Origin of the sequence: Bacillus sp. CBEL-1, from assembly GCF_004348885.1 — a bacterium.
GTDB lineage: Bacteria > Bacillota > Bacilli > Bacillales > Bacillaceae_H > Priestia > Priestia aryabhattai_A.
In genome coordinates, this window is record NZ_SBIM01000008.1 from 126,579 (window position 1) to 147,814 (window position 21,236).

General features: G+C 38.0%; 25 protein-coding genes. 8 read left to right on the forward strand and 17 right to left on the reverse strand.

The features are described from left to right. Positions 1-10 precede the first annotated feature (10 nt). Positions 11-1,222 (reverse strand): Ger(x)C family spore germination protein, encoded by a 1,212-nt coding sequence (locus EPL02_RS06665; RefSeq protein WP_131887333.1) that lies wholly within the window; start codon positions 1,220-1,222, stop codon positions 11-13. Next, on the reverse strand, positions 1,212-2,813 hold the full coding sequence (locus EPL02_RS06670; protein ID WP_131887334.1) for a spore germination protein: 1,602 nt from the start codon (positions 2,811-2,813) through the stop codon (positions 1,212-1,214). Before EPL02_RS06670 ends, EPL02_RS06665 begins: the two co-directional genes overlap by 11 nt. Positions 2,814-2,945: 132 nt before the next feature. Here EPL02_RS06670 and EPL02_RS21355 point away from each other — a divergent pair, with 132 nt between their 5' ends. Next, entirely contained in the window at positions 2,946-3,170 is a 225-nt protein-coding gene (locus tag EPL02_RS21355) for a YczF family membrane protein (protein ID WP_131887335.1), read from the forward strand. A gap of 125 nt (positions 3,171-3,295) precedes the next feature. Next, complete coding sequence (locus EPL02_RS06680; protein WP_131887336.1) at positions 3,296-3,973, forward strand: DUF421 domain-containing protein; 678 nt, start codon at positions 3,296-3,298, stop codon at positions 3,971-3,973. A gap of 63 nt (positions 3,974-4,036) precedes the next feature. Here EPL02_RS06680 and EPL02_RS06685 read toward each other — a convergent pair whose 3' ends face one another. Further along, the gene (locus EPL02_RS06685; protein ID WP_131887337.1) at positions 4,037-4,273 is read right to left on the reverse strand and encodes a hypothetical protein; all 237 of its coding nucleotides are present in this window, start codon (positions 4,271-4,273) and stop codon (positions 4,037-4,039) included. Positions 4,274-4,437: 164 nt separating this feature from the next. On the opposite strand from EPL02_RS06685, the gene EPL02_RS06690 reads away from it, so the two are divergent. After that, on the forward strand, positions 4,438-6,747 hold the full coding sequence (locus EPL02_RS06690) for an ATP-dependent helicase (protein WP_131887338.1): 2,310 nt from the start codon (positions 4,438-4,440) through the stop codon (positions 6,745-6,747). Between the two features lie 40 nt (positions 6,748-6,787). On the opposite strand, the gene spoVIF is transcribed toward EPL02_RS06690, so the two are convergent. From spoVIF to EPL02_RS06710, 5 genes are all read right to left on the reverse strand, one after another. Next, positions 6,788-7,048 carry a sporulation-specific transcription regulator SpoVIF gene (gene spoVIF, locus EPL02_RS06695; RefSeq protein ID WP_025908120.1) on the reverse strand — a complete coding sequence of 87 codons (261 nt, stop codon included), beginning with the start codon at positions 7,046-7,048 and terminating at the stop codon, positions 6,788-6,790. Between the two features lie 219 nt (positions 7,049-7,267). Further along, complete coding sequence (locus EPL02_RS06700; RefSeq protein ID WP_131887339.1) at positions 7,268-7,387, reverse strand: YjcZ family sporulation protein; 120 nt, start codon at positions 7,385-7,387, stop codon at positions 7,268-7,270. 82 nt (positions 7,388-7,469) lie between these two features. Next, the gene (locus tag EPL02_RS06705) at positions 7,470-7,649 is read right to left on the reverse strand and encodes a hypothetical protein (RefSeq protein WP_094913029.1); all 180 of its coding nucleotides are present in this window, start codon (positions 7,647-7,649) and stop codon (positions 7,470-7,472) included. Between the two features lie 70 nt (positions 7,650-7,719). Beyond that, a complete protein-coding gene (locus EPL02_RS20815) occupies positions 7,720-7,884 on the reverse strand; it encodes a hypothetical protein (protein WP_165932526.1) in 165 nt (54 codons plus the stop codon). 70 nt (positions 7,885-7,954) lie between these two features. Beyond that, complete coding sequence (locus tag EPL02_RS06710) at positions 7,955-8,392, reverse strand: hypothetical protein (protein ID WP_131887340.1); 438 nt, start codon at positions 8,390-8,392, stop codon at positions 7,955-7,957. A gap of 252 nt (positions 8,393-8,644) precedes the next feature. Here EPL02_RS06710 and EPL02_RS06715 point away from each other — a divergent pair, with 252 nt between their 5' ends. Further along, on the forward strand, positions 8,645-9,376 hold the full coding sequence (locus tag EPL02_RS06715) for a BMQ_0737 family morphogenetic spore coat protein (protein WP_131887341.1): 732 nt from the start codon (positions 8,645-8,647) through the stop codon (positions 9,374-9,376). Between the two features lie 107 nt (positions 9,377-9,483). Continuing rightward, a complete protein-coding gene (locus tag EPL02_RS06720; RefSeq protein WP_131887342.1) occupies positions 9,484-10,341 on the forward strand; it encodes a hypothetical protein in 858 nt (285 codons plus the stop codon). 45 nt (positions 10,342-10,386) lie between these two features. Here EPL02_RS06720 and EPL02_RS06725 read toward each other — a convergent pair whose 3' ends face one another. The 5 genes from EPL02_RS06725 to mgtE all read right to left on the reverse strand — a co-directional run bounded on the left by EPL02_RS06725 (position 10,387) and on the right by mgtE (position 15,802). Beyond that, the gene (locus EPL02_RS06725; RefSeq protein WP_131887343.1) at positions 10,387-10,722 is read right to left on the reverse strand and encodes a DUF1360 domain-containing protein; all 336 of its coding nucleotides are present in this window, start codon (positions 10,720-10,722) and stop codon (positions 10,387-10,389) included. Between the two features lie 63 nt (positions 10,723-10,785). Further along, positions 10,786-11,259, reverse strand: a complete 474-nt coding sequence (locus EPL02_RS06730) for a CotO family spore coat protein (protein ID WP_131887344.1) — start codon at positions 11,257-11,259, stop codon at positions 10,786-10,788. Positions 11,260-11,388: 129 nt separating this feature from the next. Further along, positions 11,389-12,171, reverse strand: a complete 783-nt coding sequence (fabI, locus tag EPL02_RS06735; protein ID WP_025908127.1) for an enoyl-ACP reductase FabI — start codon at positions 12,169-12,171, stop codon at positions 11,389-11,391. A 285-nt stretch (positions 12,172-12,456) separates the two neighbouring features. Further along, on the reverse strand, positions 12,457-14,316 hold the full coding sequence (locus tag EPL02_RS06740; protein ID WP_131887345.1) for a monovalent cation:proton antiporter family protein: 1,860 nt from the start codon (positions 14,314-14,316) through the stop codon (positions 12,457-12,459). Between the two features lie 109 nt (positions 14,317-14,425). Beyond that, positions 14,426-15,802, reverse strand: a complete 1,377-nt coding sequence (mgtE, locus tag EPL02_RS06745) for a magnesium transporter (protein WP_094913036.1) — start codon at positions 15,800-15,802, stop codon at positions 14,426-14,428. A gap of 221 nt (positions 15,803-16,023) precedes the next feature. Here mgtE and prpE point away from each other — a divergent pair, with 221 nt between their 5' ends. Beyond that, positions 16,024-16,758 carry a bis(5'-nucleosyl)-tetraphosphatase PrpE gene (prpE, locus tag EPL02_RS06750; RefSeq protein WP_094913037.1) on the forward strand — a complete coding sequence of 245 codons (735 nt, stop codon included), beginning with the start codon at positions 16,024-16,026 and terminating at the stop codon, positions 16,756-16,758. A 38-nt stretch (positions 16,759-16,796) separates the two neighbouring features. Here prpE and EPL02_RS06755 read toward each other — a convergent pair whose 3' ends face one another. Genes EPL02_RS06755 through EPL02_RS06770 form a run of 4 tightly spaced genes read right to left on the reverse strand, consistent with a single transcriptional unit; the run spans position 16,797 to position 19,615 of the window. Then, a complete protein-coding gene (locus tag EPL02_RS06755) occupies positions 16,797-17,699 on the reverse strand; it encodes an RluA family pseudouridine synthase (protein WP_094913038.1) in 903 nt (300 codons plus the stop codon). Between the two features lie 15 nt (positions 17,700-17,714). Continuing rightward, a complete protein-coding gene (locus tag EPL02_RS06760) occupies positions 17,715-18,509 on the reverse strand; it encodes an NAD kinase (RefSeq protein ID WP_165932527.1) in 795 nt (264 codons plus the stop codon). A 58-nt stretch (positions 18,510-18,567) separates the two neighbouring features. Further along, entirely contained in the window at positions 18,568-19,209 is a 642-nt protein-coding gene (gene yjbM / locus EPL02_RS06765; protein ID WP_094913040.1) for a GTP diphosphokinase, read from the reverse strand. 19 nt (positions 19,210-19,228) lie between these two features. Then, complete coding sequence (locus EPL02_RS06770; protein WP_094913041.1) at positions 19,229-19,615, reverse strand: UPF0738 family protein; 387 nt, start codon at positions 19,613-19,615, stop codon at positions 19,229-19,231. Positions 19,616-19,923: 308 nt separating this feature from the next. Between EPL02_RS06770 and EPL02_RS06775 the strand changes: the two genes are divergently transcribed. Next, positions 19,924-20,514, forward strand: a complete 591-nt coding sequence (locus EPL02_RS06775) for a CYTH domain-containing protein (RefSeq protein ID WP_131887346.1) — start codon at positions 19,924-19,926, stop codon at positions 20,512-20,514. A gap of 4 nt (positions 20,515-20,518) precedes the next feature. After that, complete coding sequence (locus EPL02_RS06780; protein WP_131887347.1) at positions 20,519-21,163, forward strand: lytic transglycosylase domain-containing protein; 645 nt, start codon at positions 20,519-20,521, stop codon at positions 21,161-21,163. Positions 21,164-21,236 lie beyond the last annotated feature (73 nt).

Consider the following 21,236-nt stretch of genomic DNA (forward strand, 5'->3'; position numbering starts at 1 on the left):
CCTTTTATCTCTATTTTACATCTGAAAGAAACGATTTATTTCGTAATCCAGCGCGACGAACATAGGCCTCTACTTTCACATCCACAGTTAGTTCAGGAAAGTAAGCATCGCTCCACTCAGGCTCTAGTTTCTTCCATTTTTTTGGACTGGTACGATGCACAACTTCTCCAAAGCCAAAAACGTCCGTTTTTTTGCTCTGCGCATGTTCAATGCTTTTCGTTAGTTCTTTTTTAATTTCTTTCCCAATCGCCTCTTCGATTTCTCTAATAACCTTTGGATTCGTTATATCTATCGGTACATTTAATGCCCCAATCTCCCCTTCCACACGAGTATGAACAGTCATATGAGGGTTACCGCTTTTTAGTTGTGAAGATACGTTTGTTTTTTGACGAACCGTTTGATAAGCTATTGCTTCCTTGGTGCCTTCCCAATCGATATTAATATCCGTACCTTGAATCTTATCAAGAATCCATACTGTTCCTCTGGCTGTTTCTCCGTATAACCAGTCTACTAACTTCCCTTCCTTCAAAACTGCAATTCCAGCAGCACGGAGCGTTGCCTCTGGCGCACTCTCCTCCAAATTCCCTAATTTTTGTGCTTGCTCTTCATTACCAACTATACGAAATCCAGAAACAATGGTTTGCTTTCCAGGAGAATGAATACCTTTCATCACGTCTTGGAGTGATGCTTTTATCGTTCCTCCCCACCGCCTTTGGGAAAATTCCAAGGTCTTTAAAATTTTATTTGCTGGAATTTTGTCAATAGGAGTTAATGCTTTGACAAGAGCTGCAGCTGTTGAGTTGCTTGCAATTGTAAAGGTAGAGGTAATTCGGAATTCTGGATCTCTATCTAATGCATCAATTAAAAGATTTACGCCATCTTCCTTTGCAAGCCTCTCCCCAATTACAACAAGGTTTGTATGAGCATAATATAATCGTCTTGAGATTTTAGTTGAAGCACGCCTGCTTGCCTCAACTAAATTATTACCTTGAGCTGAATACACCGTAACGGGGGGACTTTGAGAACCTCCTCCTCCTTGAAAGCTTCCAGCTACGTTGCTAGGATTAATGATCTGAAGTGTTAAATCATATTTACCATCTTCTGTTTTATCAATGCCCATTGCTGCTACAATAGCCAGGTCGGTTAATTCTTTTTTGCTCCAACAGCCTGTTAAAAGAAAAAGTATAAGTATTAATAGAAAAATTCTCTTATTATGATTCACTGTTGTCACCCTCTTGAGAAATATTTCTTTTCATATTCCGACCTGTGGGAGGACCAGATTTCTCGTTTTCTTCTCGAACTGAATTATCACTCACTAGTCGTGGACGATTTCTTAAATTCCACCACGGTAATCTTATAACTGTATCTCGATTGTCCCCTGGTATAAACGGTGCAAAAGGAGCCATGTATGGAATACCAAATGAACGTAAGCTACAGAGATGAACAATCATTAACAGTAGCACTAAGATAATTCCATAAAACCCAAACGTTGCTGCACCTAGCATATATAAAAACCGAATTAACCGAGCGGAAATAGCCATATCAAAAGCTGGAGTGGCAAAGCTAGCTATAGCTGTAATTGAAACAACAATAACCATCGCAGGAGATACAATACTTGCTTGTACTGCTGCTTGCCCGATAACGAGTGCTCCTACAATTGATACGGCTGATCCAACTGCTTTTGGTAACCTGATTCCTGCCTCCCGTAGGATTTCAAAAGTCAATTCCATGAGGAGTGCTTCAACAAAAGCGGGAAACGGCACGGCTTCTCGCTGAGCGGCAATCGCTACAATCAGTGTTGTCGGGACCATTTCTTGGTGAAAAGTTGTGGCAGCGACATAAATAGCTGGAGCAATGAGCGAAATAAGAAACATAAAGATTCGTAATAAACGAATAGATGTTGCAATGTCAAAGCGAGCATAGTAATCTTCTGGAGATTGAAAGAACTGCGTAAAAACAGCTGGAACAATTAATACAAAAGGCGTTCCGTCCACAAAGATAGCGATTCGCCCTTCTAATAAATTCCCCGCTACTACATCTGGTCTTTCCGTATTATAAACAGTAGGAAACGGCGTCAATGTTTGATCTTCAATAAATTGTTCAATATACCCCGATTCAAGGATACTGTCGATATCGATTTCTTTCAGCCGGTTGCGTACTTCTTGAATAATTTCTTCTTTCACAACGCCGTTTATGTACATTAGATTGACCTTCGTTTTCGTTATTCGGCCTATTTTCAAAGACTCTGTCCATAAATCAGGGCTCTTAATAATACGCCTTACCATTGCTAGGTTTACTCCTATAGACTCTGTAAATGCAGCCTTTGGCCCACGAACAACCATTTCAGTAGTTGATTCAGAAATAGCTCGAGTTTCTCCCCCAGCAGTACTAGCGCTTAGCACTTTATTTATTCCATCTACAAGTATAATTGTGTCACCTGCTGTTAAGGATAAAAACACATCTTCCCACTTATTAATAACCGATAAATCATCAGTAGTTACAATACTTTTCGAAATCACATCTAAAGCATTGTTTACAGTTACATTCGTTTTGCTTGGCTCTTTGGTTATAGAATCAATTAAAGAATCTTGAATAGATTGATTGTCTACAATTCCTTCTATATAAATAATTGCAACTTCTATCTCCAAATTCAGCCCTAATTTTAAATGTCGAACAACTATATCCGAACTGTCACCCATTTTCCGTGCGATGTACTGACGGTTTGCTTCTAGAGAAGATTCTACACAAGAATTAGAATCATTGGCCGTATGCGAATTCTTTTGTTTTTTTTGATTCTTAAAGAACGAAGGCATGAAATGAAACACCTTTCTTTTTATTTCTATTATCTTAACCTTACAGGGATTTCTTATGTGAGATTTTGCATTTTATATCTTTTTATAAATTGAGATAAAAAGGGAAGGTTACTTAAATGGAGTGTGTAAGCGATGAAAATTATAGGTATTGCTTTTCTAATGTTAAGCTGTTTAATAGCCTTCTCCTTGGTTATTGATATTTCTCAACAATTCACTGTTCATGAGGCGTTTTACAACGCTATAAGTCCATTTCGCGTAATGGGCATTGGGGAAACTTTTGCTCTTTGGTTTCTTGTCTTTCTTTTTTTTGTCCAATCATTTTATTTCTCCTGGAAGGACAGACGCAAAAAGAGGTAGGTACGCTTTGATGTAGATACAAGCAAAAATCCTCTTTATATACATAGCTTTTTCATGTCAAATTTCATTGGATAAAAGAGCATTTATCTTTCCATACTAATAAACAAAGATGGAAACAAGGTGAAATAATGGAATTGATCAGAATTGCTTCAGAGTTGTTTGTAGGCTTTGTTTGCTTGTTTTTTTTAACGAAATTACTGGGGCGCGCCACCATTACGCAACTCACAACGTTCGACTTTATTTCAGCGCTTGTTCTAGGTGAACTGGTTGGAAATGCGCTGTATGATTCTGAAATAGGGATTGGAAAGATTGCATTTGCTGTAACTGTTTGGGGTGCACTCATTTACTTTACGGAAGTTATTACACAAAAAAATATTTCTTTTCGTTTGTTTCTCGAAGGGCGACCTTCCATTATTATTCGGAATGGTAAGCTTTCTTATAAAGAGCTACAGCGAAATCGATTAGATATTGACCAACTAATGCACATGCTCCGCTCTAAGAATGCTTTCTCTATTCGTGAAGTAGCGTATGCTATCTTAGAAACGGACGGCACAATGAGCGTTTTATTAAAGTCGGACTATGCAACTCCTACCAAAGGTGATTTACAATTACCTGTTACACAACCTACCCTTCCAATTGCCTTTATCAGTGACGGACGCATTTTGACTAAAAATTTAACGGAGTCAGGCTTTACAGAAAAATGGTTACATCAAGAAATCGAAAAACAAGGAATTCCTAGCGTTAAACAAGTATTATACGCAGAATGGCAACAAGGCGATGAACTCTTTATTCAAAAGTATTAGCATTTGTTAATACAGAATAAAAGCATCGCCTTCTTTATTTTTAGATTAGCATCTCGAGAATATTTAGGCTTTTTCGTTGATATAGGTTCCTTTTGGAATATCTTGCTCAATTACTTGTAGAGGTTTTCTAGATCGATAGTGCGTATAGTTGTTCATAGAAGATAAAGTAGAGCTTCGCTTATTTTGTAAGCTCACAATTGGCTGGACAGATTGTACGGTTAGCAAAGTGTGGGTTTTCAGCTGGCTTCTTTGTGCATATTGAATCGATTGATACGGCGTAATAGGTAAGATATACCCCATACCCTCTCCTCCTTTTATAAGCTTTTTCCCGTTTGAACAAAAGATATTCGACATTTTGCTTAGACAAGTTGTTTTACTCTCTACCTGTTCGATAGTCATTTGAATATGGTATGATAGTTTTTAGCTGTTTTAACAGAAATGAAACGATAAAGGAGGTCAGCTGTATGCAAAATGCTCTACATAACGGGAAGACGATTTCACTCGACACATTAGGTCGCAGTCAGTTTCAAATGATCTATGAAGCAGGAATTCGAAATGAATTAACTTGTGCTCATTGTAAGGAAACTGTTCATCTTGCAATCGGAATTCACCAAGCTCCTTATTTTTATCATCGCAACGCCCCTCACGAACGCTCAGAATGTATGAAACCATTCACCAAAAAACAACCCGTTCCTGTGCTGGCTTCAAGTACAAGCTATGAAGAACAAGGAGGATTTCGAATTCCAAAAAGCAGAGTGATTGGGAAAAGCGAAGTGAAAAATGAACTTCAATGGAAAAATTCCACTTTTTTCACGCCAATTCCTGCTTTTTCAGCATCAAAAGCGGAAGTGAAAGAAGCGAAATCATCTTACTCTCATGCATTGCAGGAACATCAAATCGTGTTAGATACAAATCAGTGGAGCTCAGTTACTCACTTTGAAGGTCCCCTTTTAATCTTGGCTGGGGCAGGAAGTGGAAAAACGAGAGTATTAACCGCTCGTACTGCTTATATGATCCAAGAGCATAAAATTGATCCGCGTTCAATTATGCTCGTAACGTTTACATCAAAAGCAGCAAAAGAAATGAAGAACCGTCTCACATCTTATCCTGGAATGTCACCATCAATCATTAAGCAGATGCTTGTCGGCACATTCCATAGTATTTTTCTGCGGATGGTTGTTCATCATGCCCCGGATTCTTGGCAAATGAGTCGATTGTTAAAATGGGATTGGCAAAAGGAACAAATTTTAAAAGAAGCAGGACGAGAAATAAACCTTGACGAAAAAGATTTTCCATTCGACCAAGCCATTCAACAGATTAGCTATTGGAAAAATACGCTTTTAGGTGTGAAAGATATTCGCCCTGCTAGCCAGTGGGAAGAGCAAGTTCACCACCTGTATACTCATTACGAACAAACAAAGCAAAAGCAAGGGTTATTCGATTTTGATGATATGCTGGACGGCTGCTATCAAATGCTTAGAGATAACCCTGAGCTTCTTGTTCGTTATCAAAAACGATTCAGATACTTTCTGATTGATGAATTTCAAGATATTAATAAAGTTCAGTATGCTATTATGAAAATGTTGAGCGCTGACTCTAAAAACTTATGCGTTGTAGGTGACGATGATCAGTCCATCTACGCGTTTCGTGGCAGTGACCCAAGCTTTATTTTGAATTTCGAAAGAGATTTTCCAGGAACGAAAAAAGTAACGCTTCACCAAAACTACCGCTCTGCTCATTCAATTGTTTCAGCTGCCAATAAGGTCGTTGAACGCAATACAGAGCGACATCCAAAAAATATGAAAGCACAGTTTCACCATGATCATATACCAACTTTTTTCTTTCCTTATGATGAAGAAGAAGAAGCCACAATGATTGTGCGAGATATAAAAGAGAAAGTTCAAGCCGGTGCATCTCCTTCTGACTTTTCCATTTTATATCGTACTCATGCTTCTTCACGTGCGGTCTTTGAACGGTTGTCACAGTCAAATCTTCCGTTTACCATTGAGCAAGATGCAGATTCATTTTATGAACGTCGGATTGTAAAAACAATGCTTGCTTTTTTACGCCTTAGCTTAGATCCAAACGATAATCAATCCCTGACTAGCATCGTTCAGGCATTATTTTTAAAGAAAAATGTCTTAAATGATTTAAAGGCAATAAGTATTTTAAATGACGTATCATTTGTCGAGGCGCTTGGCCATTTAAAGGATTTAAAATCGTTTCAACAAAAGAAGTTGAAAAAGATTATTCCGCTGTTTTCAAGCTTAAAAAAGATGACGCCTGTTAATGCCATTGAAACTATTTCAAAAGATATGGGCTTTGATGACTTTGTCAAAAAGCGCGGAAATGAAGGGAATGCCATGGAAAAAGGGTCAGATGACGTTCGGGACTTAAGAGTTGTTGCACGTAAATTTTCAACCGTCAAAGAACTGCTTGAACACGCAGATCACATGATTGGTATGAACAAAGAAATGAAGGTTTTAAGTAAGCAGTTTAATGAGAGCGTTCATTTAACAACCATCCATCGTGCTAAGGGTCTGGAGTATAAGCACGTATATGTTTTAGGTAACGTAGACGGGGGTATTCCGCATGACTATGCGCTTGAATCGTACCGAAACGGTGAGGTTGGTGCATTGGAAGAAGAAAGACGCTTACTTTATGTAGCCATGACGCGAGCAAAGCTATCCCTATACTTATCCGTTTTACAAACGCGAAGAGGAAAAACAGCTTACCCTTCTCGCTTTTTAAAACCTTTTTTAAAAGCATATTAGTCATTTCATAATAAAGAGCCGGGGAATCCCGGCTCTTTACTTATTTCTTCTTCTCATTCAACATTTTAGAAATTGTACTAAAATCAATTGATTGGTTGTTGCTAGCAAGTGCTTTGACAATCTGATCTTCTTTTTGTTTTGAAATTGGTTTATTTGCAATTTGAGCTACACGTTTTACAATATTGCGAACCGTTTGTTCATCCTTAAAATTGGCGTTTTGCACGGAGTTCGCTAGCTCGAAAATATCCTTCATATTAACGCCTGTTTTCTTTTCAATATTCTTAAACATATTGTTATCCATTTACATTGCCTCCTTTGGCATATAAAGCTTATGAAACCAAATTGTTTCTAGCCGCCATATTGTGTGAGAAGAAGCGGTTCTGTACGGAATACTTTATCGTATGCAACTGCTGCCCAGATGGTGACCACTTTTAATCGACGGTTTGTGAGGTACAATATCAAAATAAAGTACGAGTGAATGCTCACTCGTACTCTCTTTTACTATATTCAGTAGAAGGGATTAGTTGTAACATGCACAACCAATAATAACTAATAAAATAAATAGTACTACGATTAGCGCAAAACCACCGCCGTAACCACCACCGTAGCCACAGCCATATCCGCCATATCCAAAGCCCATAATTACACCCCCTCTGTCCTTCTTCTCTATACAATATGTGATGGGGCATGAATTGGTATGGGCTTTTGGTCAAGAAATAATTTTATTGTCCAAACGGATCATCATTATAAATATCATCAATCTGCTTTTCTTGCTGCTGTAATTGACGCTCTTGCTTTTCAAATCGCTGAGATAACTTTTCCACTTCATCCATCTTTTTTTCATGAGAACCAATGATTTGCTCTTCAAAAAATTTCTCTAATTGCTCAAAAAAATCTGCCACGTCATTCACCTCCATCTATACTATGTATAAAAAGAAAAAAAGTACTGCCAAGATAGGCAGTACAAATGGTTTAACGCTTCGGTAATTTAGATCCGCAGCCACATCCACCTTGCTTTGGCATTGGCTTTTGCACAGGCTTTGAAGGATATTGAACTGCTTTTTTCATTACAGGCTGCTGATAGTAATGAGGGTGCGGGTGCGGGTGAGGGTATACTTGTTTTTGATTATAATACATCCTATGGTCCCTCCTTTTCACAAAATGCAATCTATGACATTATATTCAGCTTATAATAAGAAGTTCAGTGTTATTTGTCCATTTTACGCTGCAGCTTCAAAAATAGATCCTGACTGTTCATATCACGCTCTCGATTCACCGCTTGTTGCCTCATTTTATGCCGCTGAACCCCGCTTAGCTTTTGGTGAAGTTCACTAAGACCTTGATTAATTGATTTATCAAATGATGAATATGCCTCTATCTCTTCTATCGGTTTTTCAACTTCCTGTACTTTCGTTTCTGGTTTTTGCTTAGCTTTTTTCTCCTGCTCTTTTTGTTCATTAATCATTGCTTTGAGCCAGTCAATTTCTTCAACTAGTTTTTTATTTTTTTCTCTATAATTCTCTAAGTCTTCCTTAAGTTCTTCATAATTTAACTCTTCACTCTTATATTTTTGATATTCTTCCTTATAAAACTCTAACTCAGCTTTTAAGCTTGCAATATATTCTCTTACTTTTACTTCAGCCACAGTGATTCACTCCTTCATGTAAGCTAATTACTCATAAAATTTCTTTCTAGATGAATAACACTTTTTCTTAATATGAATATGCTGTAAGTGAGTTTATTATTTCCTTCAAATTTTATGCTTGCAGTGAACTTTTCTAAATTCCGCTTTTGTCACGGTCACACAAAACCGGGTCATTCATACACTATAGTAGTCCGATACCTAGTTAACGAATAGCATAAAGGAAGGACAATTACGATTAGGAGGTAAAAAAGAATGGGAGAACATTTAGATTCATTATGTATTCGCGTTCCTAAAGTATATGATTGGGTGAAGCGTGAAATCTCTTTAGAGCGTCTTTATAGCAACGGTTCATTAGAGTTTGGCAACTTTGATCCTACATCACCTTATGTAGACGTTGAGGTTATCTTAACAGATGCAGCAGGCAACCCGCTTGATTTAAACGATGAAGATGCAATTGCAGAAGTGATTGAAATTCCAACATGTAAAAAACATGGACGCAAACACAAAGAAATTTTATTACCTGATGGAGAAGTAGTTACTCTACACGAAGTGAAACTATCTATGAATGGTTTCTGTCGTATCAAATTTACAAGAGATGAGTTCGGTTGTGAAGACCTAGGTACGCCAGGCTGTTACTTGTCACCAGTAGTACCATGGTCTACAACACAGCGCTTCTACTTATGTGCACCAGAAGGCACATATCCAGTTGTTCGCTTAGACAACTTTGATGGTCAAGGAGACGTTCGATCATTACCAACTGGTGGATTCGAAAGCTTAGATTTAGAAATTATGCTTTGCGTTAGTGTTCAAGTAGAGCGTTATGTAAATATTGAAGTAGAAGGCAGCTATTGCCACCCTCGTCCAGAACTTCTAGAAACGTTAGGATGCGGACCAATTATTCATCCACCACAATGCCACGAGTTATTCCCTGGTACTCATCACTTACACGAAGAAGATCACGGCGGAGAATACGAATTCGAATAAGTCAATGCATAATCAGAGGAGAATTTTTCTCCTCTTTTTTCATTGATAGCCATTGCTTCGCATACATATGAAATATTGATAGCTACGTTACGAAAGGAGATTATATAATGTCCCCTTCATCTAAAGATGATTCAATGGTAATACGCCAAAAGCTCATTCACTATAAATCTGAACTAAAAAATTATGAAAATCAGCTGAGACAGCTGGAACGAGCACTCGACCGCGAGAAAGAAAACGCCTTGTTTTGGAAAAACAAGCACGCTGAAGCCTATTCAATCAATGACAAAGATACAGAGCTTGAAGAGCTTGAAAGAGAGCTTTATCAGCTTAAAAATGAGCACTCAGAGCAAGCTATTATCATTGAGTCTTTAAAAGAAAGAATTTCTCGCAAGCAGCCGATCATCGAAGAAAAAGTGATTGAGAAAATCATTGAAAAACCTGTTGAGAAAGTAGTAGAAAAGCGTGTAGAAGTAAAGGTTGATCGCTTTCAGGCAACTGACGTCATCAGTTATTTTCAACACTCTGTCTTGTTGCCAACTCCAGATGAGGAAGAAATGATGATCATTGGAAACGCTGTGGTTACAAATCAAACAAGCAAACCGCTTGCTTCACCCGTTATCTGCTTAAAAGTAAAACCTCACGAAAACGTAGCACTAACTGGAAAGATTGTGGATGAAAAAGAAATTGAAGATTCCACTATTCCACCATCAGCCATTCAATGGAAGTATGCTCATCCAAAATGGCGAGAAAGAATCAAACAAGAGGGTGAATATTGGATTAGACCTACTCGCTCTGCCCATCTAGCACCTAATCAGCCATTGCGCTTTGAATCATTTCAACTTCTTATTCCAAAAGAACTAAGCTCCTCTTTTGTTATTGTAGAAGGTTATTTTTACAGTGAAGAATGGAAGCAAGGCATCCCTTTTCTAAATAAAATTGTCCTCACTCTTCCGACAGAAGAATAAAAAACAATCGGCTGTAAGTCGATTGTTTTTTCTATGCCCGTCCATTTATTTCATAAATGATTCAATAATGCCTGCACATCCAGCAATGGCTAAAATAATGATTGTTGGAATAGCTACCTGTGGAAAAAACGTGTAGCCTGCATAAATTGCAATTGCACACCACATGCCCGTACACCAATAGCAGCTTAAGAGTTCTCCAATCCACTTCCTAAGCCCTTTTCCCTTTACTGTTAAGTAAGTCATTTCATTGCCTTGTTCATCAACTTCCGTAACCATTTCGTGAAACGGCTGGCGAATAAAACCTGTGATTTTATCAAATACAATCAGCCTTGTGAGGCGAAACGTAGCAAAAACAAATAAAAATAAATAAATCCAGGTCATGTGAAACCCACCTTTACTGAAAAAAGCTAACAAGAAAAATTCGTCTGTTAGCTTTTTATTTCTTTAAATCTTAACAATTGAAATCGTTATAATATCTTTGACAGGTACACGATTGGGCTTGTCATGTGGGGGAACTAAAATCGATACTTCACCGTCTGCAAATTCTACAATCGTTCCAATAAATGACTTTCCTTCTACGCTTATTTCACAAATGGGCTGTGCCATATGTTTTGGAAATCCACATAGAAAATTAATTTTTTCACTAATGTTCATATATTGAAATGCTTTATTTGGTTTCTTTTGCTCTTTGTGTTTATGAACATTCGCAGGTAACCCAGCTTTCTCAGGCTTAACTTCCTGTGATTTTACGTCTTGAATTGGTGAGAAAGTTGGTTCTTCTTTTAAAGGCTGCTGCTCTTTTTCGTTTTGCTTTGAACTATAAAAATATTGCATCGATCTTGTTGTTTGTGCTTGAGTGGGCTGCACAATATACATTAAAGGCTCGTTGTCTTCGGACCTTGAGCGAGAGTCAGTCATGAAGCATACCTCCCATTGCTTGTTATCGTTCTCTTAAAAATGTATGCTTGCTTTCTAGAAAACTTGTTTCTTTTTTTATGGCCATACAAAAAAAGAGCGCTACATGTTGTAGCGCTCTTACAAGAACGATTAACGTCCAATAATATGGAAACCAGAATCCACGTGTAGGTTTTCGCCTGTAATTCCACGTGATAGATCGCTGAATAAGAATGTTGCCGTATCTCCAACTTCTTCTGGAGTTGTTGTGCGACGAAGCGGTGCACGCTCTTCAATTTGTTTTAAAATTGAGTTAAAGTCGCTAATTCCTTTTGCAGATAACGTACGAATTGGTCCTGCAGAAATTGAGTTAACGCGAATACCGTGCTGACCTAAGTCTGAAGCTAAGTAGCGTACGCTAGCATCTAATGAAGCTTTAGCTACGCCCATTACGTTATAGTTCTGAACAACGCGCTCTCCGCCTAGATAAGTTAGCGTTACGATGCTTCCGCCTTCTGTCATTAGCTCTTTTGCTTCACGAGCAACAGCTGTAAGTGAATATGAGCTAATATTGTGAGCTAAAAGGAAACCATCACGAGACGTATCTACAAAATTGCCATCTAAATCTTCGCGATTTGCAAACGCAATACAATGTGCTACGCCATGAATATGGCCTACTTCTTCTTTAATTTTTGTGAAACATGCTTTAATATCTTCATCTTGTGTTACGTCACAAGGTAATACAAGCGTATCTTCACGCTCTAATGAAGCTGCAAGATCGCGAACGTTTTTCTCTAAGCGTTCTCCCGCATATGTAAATACTAAACGTGCGCCTGCTTCGTGCAATGAACGAGCAATTCCCCACGCAATGCTTCGTTTATTTGCTACTCCCATAACAACAAATGTGCGGTTCTCTAAGGATAAGCTTTTTAACATCTTTTAATATCCTCCTACTTATTACAAGTTATTAGTACCTGGTATTAATATAAGTATAACATAGGAGAAGTCTAAAAAGCTATCATTTATATCTACAAAAGAAGCTGAGACATAATAAAATGCTCGCTTTTTAAAGACAAATTATGACGTTTCTAATACAGGTACAAGTTCGCTTCATTTCTCTTCACTACTCTTTTAAATTAGCTTACATATTAAAAAACCCGGAAAATTAAGAGTTAACTCTCAATTTTCCGGATAGCTTATTGACTGAAAGGCTTATTTTTATTAACGAATTTTATACTCTAAAAGCATTTTGAGCTCATTTACGTAGGAACGTGATCCCGTTACAATCAGTCGGTCATCTAACGCTAGTTCCGTATCGCCGTGAGGAACGATGGAGTCTTTACCTCTAAAGATACGAACAAAGATAACATCGCCCGTAAATGGGAATTTACGAAGTTCTACTCCCTGGTATTTTGGGTTACGCATATTGATTTGGTAAAGAGCCGACTCTTGATTCGTTAAGATATTTAAAACCGTTGGTGACTCAATTAACGCTTTTAATAGTGCTGTTGTTGATAATAATACGGAGAAGACTTCCACACCGTTTGCTTTTAGCTTTTCATCAAGCTCTGGCGTTTCAACACGCGCAATGACTCGACCTGTACCATATTCTTTGGCAGCTAAAGAAATCGATGTATTGCGCTCTTCTTCTCCTGTTGTAACAACGAGTACATCCGTATCTAAAATACCTTGTTTTTTTAGATATTCTACATCATAAGATTCAATATCATTAATATTAAAAACAGTGTCAGACGTACGGTTATCTAGCTTTTCATTTGATGTATGATAAATCGTTACGTCATACATATTTAAATCAAGATCTCGAATTACTGGTAGGGTAAATTGATTCGCACCAAGCATGTTGATTTTAAGCTTCTTGTCATTGATTTCTGGCTTTGGAAACAGCTTTCTAAAGACGATTGGCGTAATAATACACGTAATGACCGCTACTAGAATGAGAGCCCCTGACATCTGTGAATCAATGACACCAATATTTTCACCAACCGTAGCTGCGGCAATAACGAGTGAAAGCGTTGATGTTAATAGAAAGCCTGATGCCAACACTGTTTTTGTATCGTACCAAATGCGCATAATCATTACTGGTAACAGCTTTGATAACAATAAAGCTAACAGCAATAAAGGCATTAGAAGAAGTACTTTTGAATCTCCAAACAACGACCAAATATCAAGGTCTACTCCAACCATTACAAAAAAGATGGGAATTAAAAACCCGTAGCCGAAGGAATCTAGTTTATGCACGAGATTTTTATCTGGAGCAAGCAGTGATACAAGCACACCCGCTAAAAAGGCTCCTAAGATATTTTCCGCTCCAATTGATTCAGAAAGTCCCACTAGGATAATAATAAGAGCAAATACTGCCCGCGTATCAATCTGAACCGTTCCTTTAGACATTGTTTCAAGGAATGAGCGATGCTTAAACTGCTTACCGATAAAGTAGAAGAGAACACCGGCAGCAAACAGAATAAGCAGTAACCATGTGTTTCCTCCTCCCGACTCTGCATAAATTGATGCAAAAACAGCAAGAAGAATCATCGTCACAAGATCTGCAATAACTGCAATAAGTAAGATGGTTTGCCCAATGGACTTCTTCATAATCTGGGCATCCTTTAGCGTTGGAACAACAACGCCAAGTGAAATCGTTGAAATAATAAGCGTCATTAGAAACGCATTGTCAATAAACCCTGTCCAGACAAAGATATAGGATAATAACAAGGAAACAGCAAAAATAGCAATAAATACAATGGTTGATACAGCAAACGAATTTGGGATCGTTTTACCTGATTTCGTCTTTTCCTTCTTTTGTCCACCTGCAAATGCAGAAAAATCAATTTCTAGCCCGCTTAAAAACATTAAAAAGATAAAGCCAAGGGTAGACAACGTCTCTAACCACATATCTTGTTGAACGAGATCAAATCCACTTTTTCCGATAATTAACCCCATAATAATTTCAGCTACTACAACAGGGATAACGTTGAGTTTAAAGCGATGAAGTAGAATTGGTGTTAAAAAAGCGACCGTAATTACAATAACAAGTGAGGTTACGGATGCATGATGTTCCATCTACTTTTCCCTCCTTTTCCTTCACCTGCTTAGTATAATGAAAGTATATTAAGCCAGTGTTAAATTTAAATGTCAAGCATAAAAGGCGATGCCTAATCTGTCAACAACTCTATTTTAAATAGCTCATAAAAGTTGTTGCTAATCCAAAGTAAATTAAAATACTAATAAGATCATTAATCGTAGTAATAAACGGTCCAGATGCCACCGCAGGGTCAATCTTCAAACGATGCATGAATAGCGGGATAAATGCGCCCGTTATCGTTGCAACAGTTAGCGTTGCAAATATAGAAATGCCAACCAGCGCTCCTAAAATCAAGTCACCCTGCCATACGTATACAATTAGCGTTACGGCAATACCAGAGAATCCTCCTGTAATTAGACCTGTTAATGCTTCACGAATGAGAAGCTTTAATTTTCCTTCTTCTTGAATTTCTCCGGTTGCAATTCCACGAACGGCTACGGCTAGCGCTTGAGTACCGGTGTTCCCTGCCATTCCGCCAATTAAAGGAATAAAGATTGCTAAAATAGCTACTTGATTTAGCGTATCCTCAAAACGCCCAATTAAACTCGCCGTCATCAAACCTAAAAACAAAAGAATAATTAACCAAGGTAAACGCTTTTTAGCTGCATTAAAAGGGTTGTTGCTTGCCGTATCGTCTACGTCGCTAAGACCTGCGAGTTTAGAGTAATCGTCAGATGCTTCTTCATCCATTACATCAATCACATCATCGACGGTAATGATTCCAAGAAGGTGCTGCTGAAAGTCTACTACGGGTAACGCTAAGAAATTATAGTCCCTCATAATGCGTGCAACTTCTTCTTGGTCTTCCGCAACGGATACCGATACAACACGTTCACTCATGACATCACTAATCATGGTTTCTTCATCTGCAACAATTAAGTCCCTTAAGGAAATAACACCTACTAAATGTTTTTGTTCATCCACAACAAACGTATAGTAAATGGTTTCAGCTCCTGGAGCTTCTCTCCTTAAAATTTGCATCGCAGAGCGAACCGTTTGGTTTGCTTTAATTGCGATAAACTCTGTTGTCATGATACTGCCGGCCGTGTACTCTTCATAGTGAAGTAATTCTTTAATTTCATCCGCTGCTTCTTCATCCATAATGGTTAAATAGCTCGCTACTTGCTCTTTATCCAACTCGTTTAAAACATCAACTGCGTCATCCGTTGACATCTCAGCTAGCATATCCGCAGCAAAGGTTGGGTGCATCTCTGAAAGCAAATCCTGATAGTCTTCTTCAGGCACTTCCACCTGTTCGAAAATGTCAGCCATTTCTTCTGGAGAAAGCATTTCATAGAGAGCAAATCGCAAATCTTCGTCTAGCTCTTCAAAAAACTGACCTTGATCATACGGGTGCATCTCTAGAAACTCTTCTCGAAATGCATCAATTTTATTTTCTTTGAGCAAGTTAATCAAGTCTTCTTGAAGTCTCTTTTGTTCTTCTCTTTCCATTGATTCAGTCATAACTATTTCCTCCTCTCAGAACAAAACTTCCCTTACTGTATTATGAAATGAACTAGATTTCAACTCATAACTCGTAGTAAAACCTTAAAAACTTCTGTTTATCTAAGTATTATGTGATAAATCTTATCGATAGTTTGCACAATATAGAATGAAATTTCTACATCCTAAAAGGTTTATTTTTCAAACGATACAAAATTCATTAGAAAAGAGCGTGAAGAAATGTGAAGCTAGATATAATCGGAGATATTCATGGCTGCTACGATGAGCTTGTAGAATTAACAACTAAACTAGGCTATAGCTGGAACTCTTCCTATCCCGTCCATCCAGAAAATAGACACTTAGCCTTTGTAGGAGACTTGATGGACCGAGGACCTCACTCCTTAAAGGTAATCGAGCTTGTTTGGCATCTCGTTGTTAAACAAAAAAAAGCTTATTACTGCCCTGGAAACCACTGCAATAAGCTTTATCGATTTTTCAAAGGAAACAAAGTCCAAATTAAACATGGGTTAGAAACAACCGTAGCTGAATATAATGCCCTCTCCCAAACGCAGCAGCAAGATATTAAACATAAGTTTATGGAACTTTATGAGAATGCCCCTCTTTATGTTCACTTAAAACATGAACAGCTTGTTATTGCACACGCTGGAATTCGGGCAGACTATATTGGTCGAAGCGATAAAAAAGTTAAAACGTTTGTTTTATACGGAGACATTACTGGAGAAACCCATCCAGACGGATCACCTGTGCGGAATGACTGGGCTCAACACTACAATGGAACACCATTGGTTGTTTACGGTCACACACCCATTACGTCTCCTAAGCTACGTAACAACACTATTAATATTGATACGGGAGCTGTATTTGGCGGCAAGTTAACTGCGTTTCGCTACCCTGAAAAAGAGCTTGTTTCCGTGTCTTCTTCTATGCCTTATGTAGCTGAAAAGTTTAAAGGATAGCATAAGAGCACTACTCACGAGTAGTGCTCTTATCGTATTTACCCTCTGCTTTGTTGAACCAAACGCTGCATATCATCAGGAAGCGGTGATTGAAATGATACTTCCCGTTGCAAAATGGGATGAAAGAATGTGAGCTTATAGCTATGTAGCGCCTGTCTGCTTATTCTCTCTCTGCTTCCACCGTATAGAGAGTCGCCGAGTAAAGGATTCCCCACATACTCCATATGAACACGAATTTGGTGCGTACGCCCTGTATCCAGCTGTAAGTCCACTTCGGAAAATCCATCGTACTCTTCAATCACTTTGTAGTGCGTAACAGCATACTGACCATCTGAACGTACCACTCTTTCAATGATACTACCGTTCTTCCTTCCAATTGGAGCGTTAATTACCCCCTCTTTTTTAGAAAGGGTTCCGTGAACAAGCGCACGATATGTACGCTTAATTGCTCGTTGCTCTTGAGCTTGAGAAAATAAGAAATGAACGTGTCGATACTTAGCGACTATTAATAAACCTGAAGTATCACGATCTAACCTATTTACTAAGTGAATGGTAGAAGCAATACTGTTTTGCTCATAGTAAAACAGCAGCGCATTGCTTAGCGAATCATCCAGGTGCTCTCGTGTTGGAATACTAGGCATCCCAGCGGATTTATTAATGACCAACAAGTAGTCATCTTCATAAATCACATCTAACGGTAGGCATGCAGGTTTAAGACTTTCACTTGGATATTCAAGTGGAAACGTTACTTTTACAAAGTCTCCAGTAGTAAGTTTATACCGAACATTTACTTTCTCGTCATTTACTTCAATACAGCCACCCTTAAACTTAATATCTGTTAATGCAGCTCGAGATATATGTTGTCTTTTTAAAAAGTCACGTAATAAAGAGCCACTAAATGAATCCGTTACGTTCCAGGTTAACGTAAATAGCTTGTGCATATCATATCTCTCCACTTAGTCACATACAAATGAATCTCTTACTCGCTGCCAAAATGGAAAAGCTCTGAAGCGTGCAAAACGAATCTTTTCATTCGCAACTCGACACTGAATAGACTTAACGTTTTTGTGTAGCAACGTTAAATGATCAATGGTGATTTGGAAATCTGAGTAATTAACAGGTTTTAATAAAGCGGTATGGTGTCCTGGTAACACGAGAGGAGATCCGATTGTACGAAACACACGATTATTAATAGAAGCCATTTCGGCAATCTGAATCGCATGCAGTGACGGATGCAAAATAGCACCTCCAAGGGACTTATTATAAGCTGTACTTCCTGATGGAGTTGAAATACATAATCCATCCCCTCGGAATGTTTCAAACTGCTGACCTCTAATTTCAACATCCATAACAAGTGAGCCTTCCACGCTTTTTACCGTGCACTCATTGAGTGCTAAAGAACGTGCTTCCTTTTCTCCGGTTGTGTAACGAATAATAACCTCAAGCAGTGGATATTCAACAACTTGATAAGGTGTTTTGGCAATAGCAATGACTAACTTCTCAATTTCATCTGGTGTCCAGTCTGCATAAAACCCTAAATGTCCTGTATGTACTCCAACAAAAGCCGTTTTGTCTAACCGATATTGATAATGGTGAAAGGCATACAATAACGTGCCATCTCCACCCACTGAAATCACAATATCTGGTTCATCTTCGTCTTGCTCTAAGTGAAAATCTAATAAGTACGTTTTCATTCGTTGCATTAATGTATTTGAAACTTGATCGCCCCTGGACGTAATAGCAAACTTGATATTACTCACCTTCTTCCCCCCTATCTGTGTTGAAAAACCTGATATGAATTTTTATTCTTTATTCATTTTCCGTTTTCTCTGATTCTTTTTTACGCGAAAAGAATACCTGAGCTTCTTGAATTTCCCCTCGAATTTTTGACATCTCTTCATCTAGCTGAAAAGCCGCTTCTGATGCTCGTTGAAGTCGTTCTTTAATCTCTTGAGGAAAATTGCCACTGTATTTATAGTTTAAAGAATGTTCAATCGTGGCCCAAAAATTCATCGCTAGCGTACGAATTTGAATTTCTGCTAAGATTTGCTTTTCTCCGTGTATGGTCTGAACAGGATAGCAAATGACCATGTGATAGGAGCGATACCCACTTTCTTTTTGATGAGTAATATAATCTCGCTCTTCTACTACCTTAAAGTCTGTACGCTGCCTTAGGATTTCAACTACTGCTTTAATGTCATCTGTAAATTGACACATCATACGTAGACCTGCAATGTCCTGCATCTCTTCCTCTAAACGCTCTAAAGAAATGTTTTTTCTCGCCGCTTTATCTAAAATACTAGCAATGGGTTTCACTCGGCCTGTTACAAACTCAATTGGAGAATGCGTAGACCTCATATCGTATTGAGAGCGCATGCCTTTTAACTTTACTTTAAGTTCTTCTACCGCTTGTTTATACGGTGCTAAAAATAAGTCCCAATGCCTTACCATTGCTATCCCCCTCACCTTGTTAACTGCTTTTTTTATCTAAGAAAACCTCTTCTACTCTTGCTACCATATCATCTCCGTAGTTTACATTACCTTCAATGTTGCTGATTAAGTATGTTAACTCTTCTTTCATAGCCGTTAGCTCAACGACTTGCTTATTAACTTCTAAAAACACTTTTTTATCATCTTGTAAAACGTTCTTTAGGTGTGGCCACATATTGTCACTTAGTCCAACATACATAAACTGCTCGTTGACCTCCACAATGTATACGAATGACATATTGTCTGAATCAGCAAGCACTTGCTTCATATCTTCAATCTGCTCGATTTGTTGTTCAATAGCCTCTGCCTTTAAATGTAGTTCATCTTTCTTCATCACACAGGTTGTGATTTCGATTCGATTTTGCATATATATACTCCTTCCAACTATACAATTCGTTCTTATTTTAACACATTCAAACCCGGTTTAATAAAGCGAAACGAAATCTATTCAGGTTTTCTCCTACTTTCTATGTCGTCTCTTTTACAAAACGTTGATTGATTCGAGATATTAACGATACAAATTAACCAATTTATGATAGATTATAAATGAAATCTTATGATAACAATGCAGTTGTTTTTCTAATCGTAAAGAGAAACATAGGTATGCTAAACATTATAAAAAAACGTCTTATTAAATATATCCTTACAGATCCATCATAAAGGAGCTTATGTAGCATGAAACAAGAAATTGAAATTGAATTTAAAAACTTAGTAAACAAGAGTGAATTTAAAAAATTACTAGCTTATTTCCAACTAACAGACCGTGATTTTATCATGCAGGAAAATCATTATTTTGATACAAATGACTTTCAGCTAAAAAGCGCAGGAGCTGCTTTACGAATTCGAAACAAAAATGGAAAGTTTGTTTTAACTTTAAAGCAGCCTCATAAAAATGGGTTATTAGAAACACATGTTGAGATTACAGAGCCACAAGCACAAGAGCTGATGACTGAAAAAGAGAACTTTCCAACTGAAATGGCAGTAGCTCTCCAGCAGCTTGGTGTATCATCAGCAGACCTCACTTACTTTGGCACACTCCAAACGTACCGAGCAGAAATTGAATACAAGAGCGGTTTGCTTGTATTTGACCATAGTTTTTATTTGGACACCGATGATGTAGAGATTGAGTATGAAGTTCAGGATGAAAAACAAGGACTACTTGCATTCGAGAACTTACTGCAAGACTTTGAAATCCCTAAGCGTAATACAGCGAACAAGATCAAACGTTTTTACGATCGCAAATATCAATTACTAAGTGAGGAATAAATCAATGGATGTTCGAGCTTATCAAACGTGGTTACAGCTACAGACTTTGCAAACATTTACGGCAAAGCAACCGACAACTTCACCTGCAACACTTTTAAATCCGTCGATATTTGCAAACATTTTGGCACAATATATATCTGAAGAGACAGGTGCTAATGAGCCAACAGCTCAACTCACTTTTACATCTAATGTTCTGCCTCTGAAAATGAATGCGGATCCTTATGTCAATAAGCAGGTTCAAAAAAGCAGTTCGCCTACATCACCAATCACTGGATCACGCTTTGATGATCTGATTAATGAAGCAGCTTCGAAATATAATCTAGATCCTAAATTAATTTCAGCTGTGATTAAACAAGAATCTAACTTTAATCCTAATGCCAAAAGCTATGCAGGTGCATTAGGATTAATGCAGCTCATGCCCGCAACGGCTAACTACCTTGGCGTTCAAAATGCGCTTAACCCTCGAGAAAACATTTTAGGAGGCGCAAAATATTTACGGCAAATGCTTGATAAATATAACGGGAACGTTAAGCTTGCTCTTGCCGCCTATAACGCAGGGCCAGGAAATGTCGATAAATACGGTGGTATTCCGCCTTTTAAAGAAACACAAAATTATGTTGCTAAAATTACGTCTACTTATAATGAATAGAAAGCAACTCATCATTTTCGGAAAAGGTATGTGAAGAAATTTTTTTTATGAACTCTGCTACTTTTTCACTGAT

Excerpts from the sequence above, each read along its gene's own strand:
- EPL02_RS06670 (WP_131887334.1), bottom strand. The coding sequence starts at position 2,813 with ATGCCTTCGTTCTTTAAGAATCAAAAAAAACAAAAGAATTCGCATACG.
- EPL02_RS21355 (WP_131887335.1), top strand. The coding sequence starts at position 2,946 with ATGAAAATTATAGGTATTGCTTTTCTAATGTTAAGCTGTTTAATAGCC.
- EPL02_RS06685 (WP_131887337.1), bottom strand. The coding sequence starts at position 4,273 with ATGGGGTATATCTTACCTATTACGCCGTATCAATCGATTCAATATGCA.
- EPL02_RS06690 (WP_131887338.1), top strand. The coding sequence starts at position 4,438 with ATGCAAAATGCTCTACATAACGGGAAGACGATTTCACTCGACACATTA.
- spoVIF (WP_025908120.1), bottom strand. The coding sequence starts at position 7,048 with ATGGATAACAATATGTTTAAGAATATTGAAAAGAAAACAGGCGTTAAT.
- EPL02_RS06700 (WP_131887339.1), bottom strand. The coding sequence starts at position 7,387 with ATGGGCTTTGGATATGGCGGATATGGCTGTGGCTACGGTGGTGGTTAC.
- EPL02_RS20815 (WP_165932526.1), bottom strand. The coding sequence starts at position 7,884 with ATGTATTATAATCAAAAACAAGTATACCCTCACCCGCACCCGCACCCT.
- EPL02_RS06715 (WP_131887341.1), top strand. The coding sequence starts at position 8,645 with ATGGGAGAACATTTAGATTCATTATGTATTCGCGTTCCTAAAGTATAT.
- EPL02_RS06720 (WP_131887342.1), top strand. The coding sequence starts at position 9,484 with ATGTCCCCTTCATCTAAAGATGATTCAATGGTAATACGCCAAAAGCTC.
- EPL02_RS06725 (WP_131887343.1), bottom strand. The coding sequence starts at position 10,722 with ATGACCTGGATTTATTTATTTTTATTTGTTTTTGCTACGTTTCGCCTC.
- EPL02_RS06730 (WP_131887344.1), bottom strand. The coding sequence starts at position 11,259 with ATGACTGACTCTCGCTCAAGGTCCGAAGACAACGAGCCTTTAATGTAT.
- fabI (WP_025908127.1), bottom strand. The coding sequence starts at position 12,171 with ATGTTAAAAAGCTTATCCTTAGAGAACCGCACATTTGTTGTTATGGGA.
- EPL02_RS06740 (WP_131887345.1), bottom strand. The coding sequence starts at position 14,316 with ATGGAACATCATGCATCCGTAACCTCACTTGTTATTGTAATTACGGTC.
- mgtE (WP_094913036.1), bottom strand. The coding sequence starts at position 15,802 with ATGACTGAATCAATGGAAAGAGAAGAACAAAAGAGACTTCAAGAAGAC.
- EPL02_RS06755 (WP_094913038.1), bottom strand. The coding sequence starts at position 17,699 with ATGCACAAGCTATTTACGTTAACCTGGAACGTAACGGATTCATTTAGT.
- yjbM (WP_094913040.1), bottom strand. The coding sequence starts at position 19,209 with ATGGTAAGGCATTGGGACTTATTTTTAGCACCGTATAAACAAGCGGTA.
- EPL02_RS06770 (WP_094913041.1), bottom strand. The coding sequence starts at position 19,615 with ATGCAAAATCGAATCGAAATCACAACCTGTGTGATGAAGAAAGATGAA.
- EPL02_RS06775 (WP_131887346.1), top strand. The coding sequence starts at position 19,924 with ATGAAACAAGAAATTGAAATTGAATTTAAAAACTTAGTAAACAAGAGT.
- EPL02_RS06780 (WP_131887347.1), top strand. The coding sequence starts at position 20,519 with ATGGATGTTCGAGCTTATCAAACGTGGTTACAGCTACAGACTTTGCAA.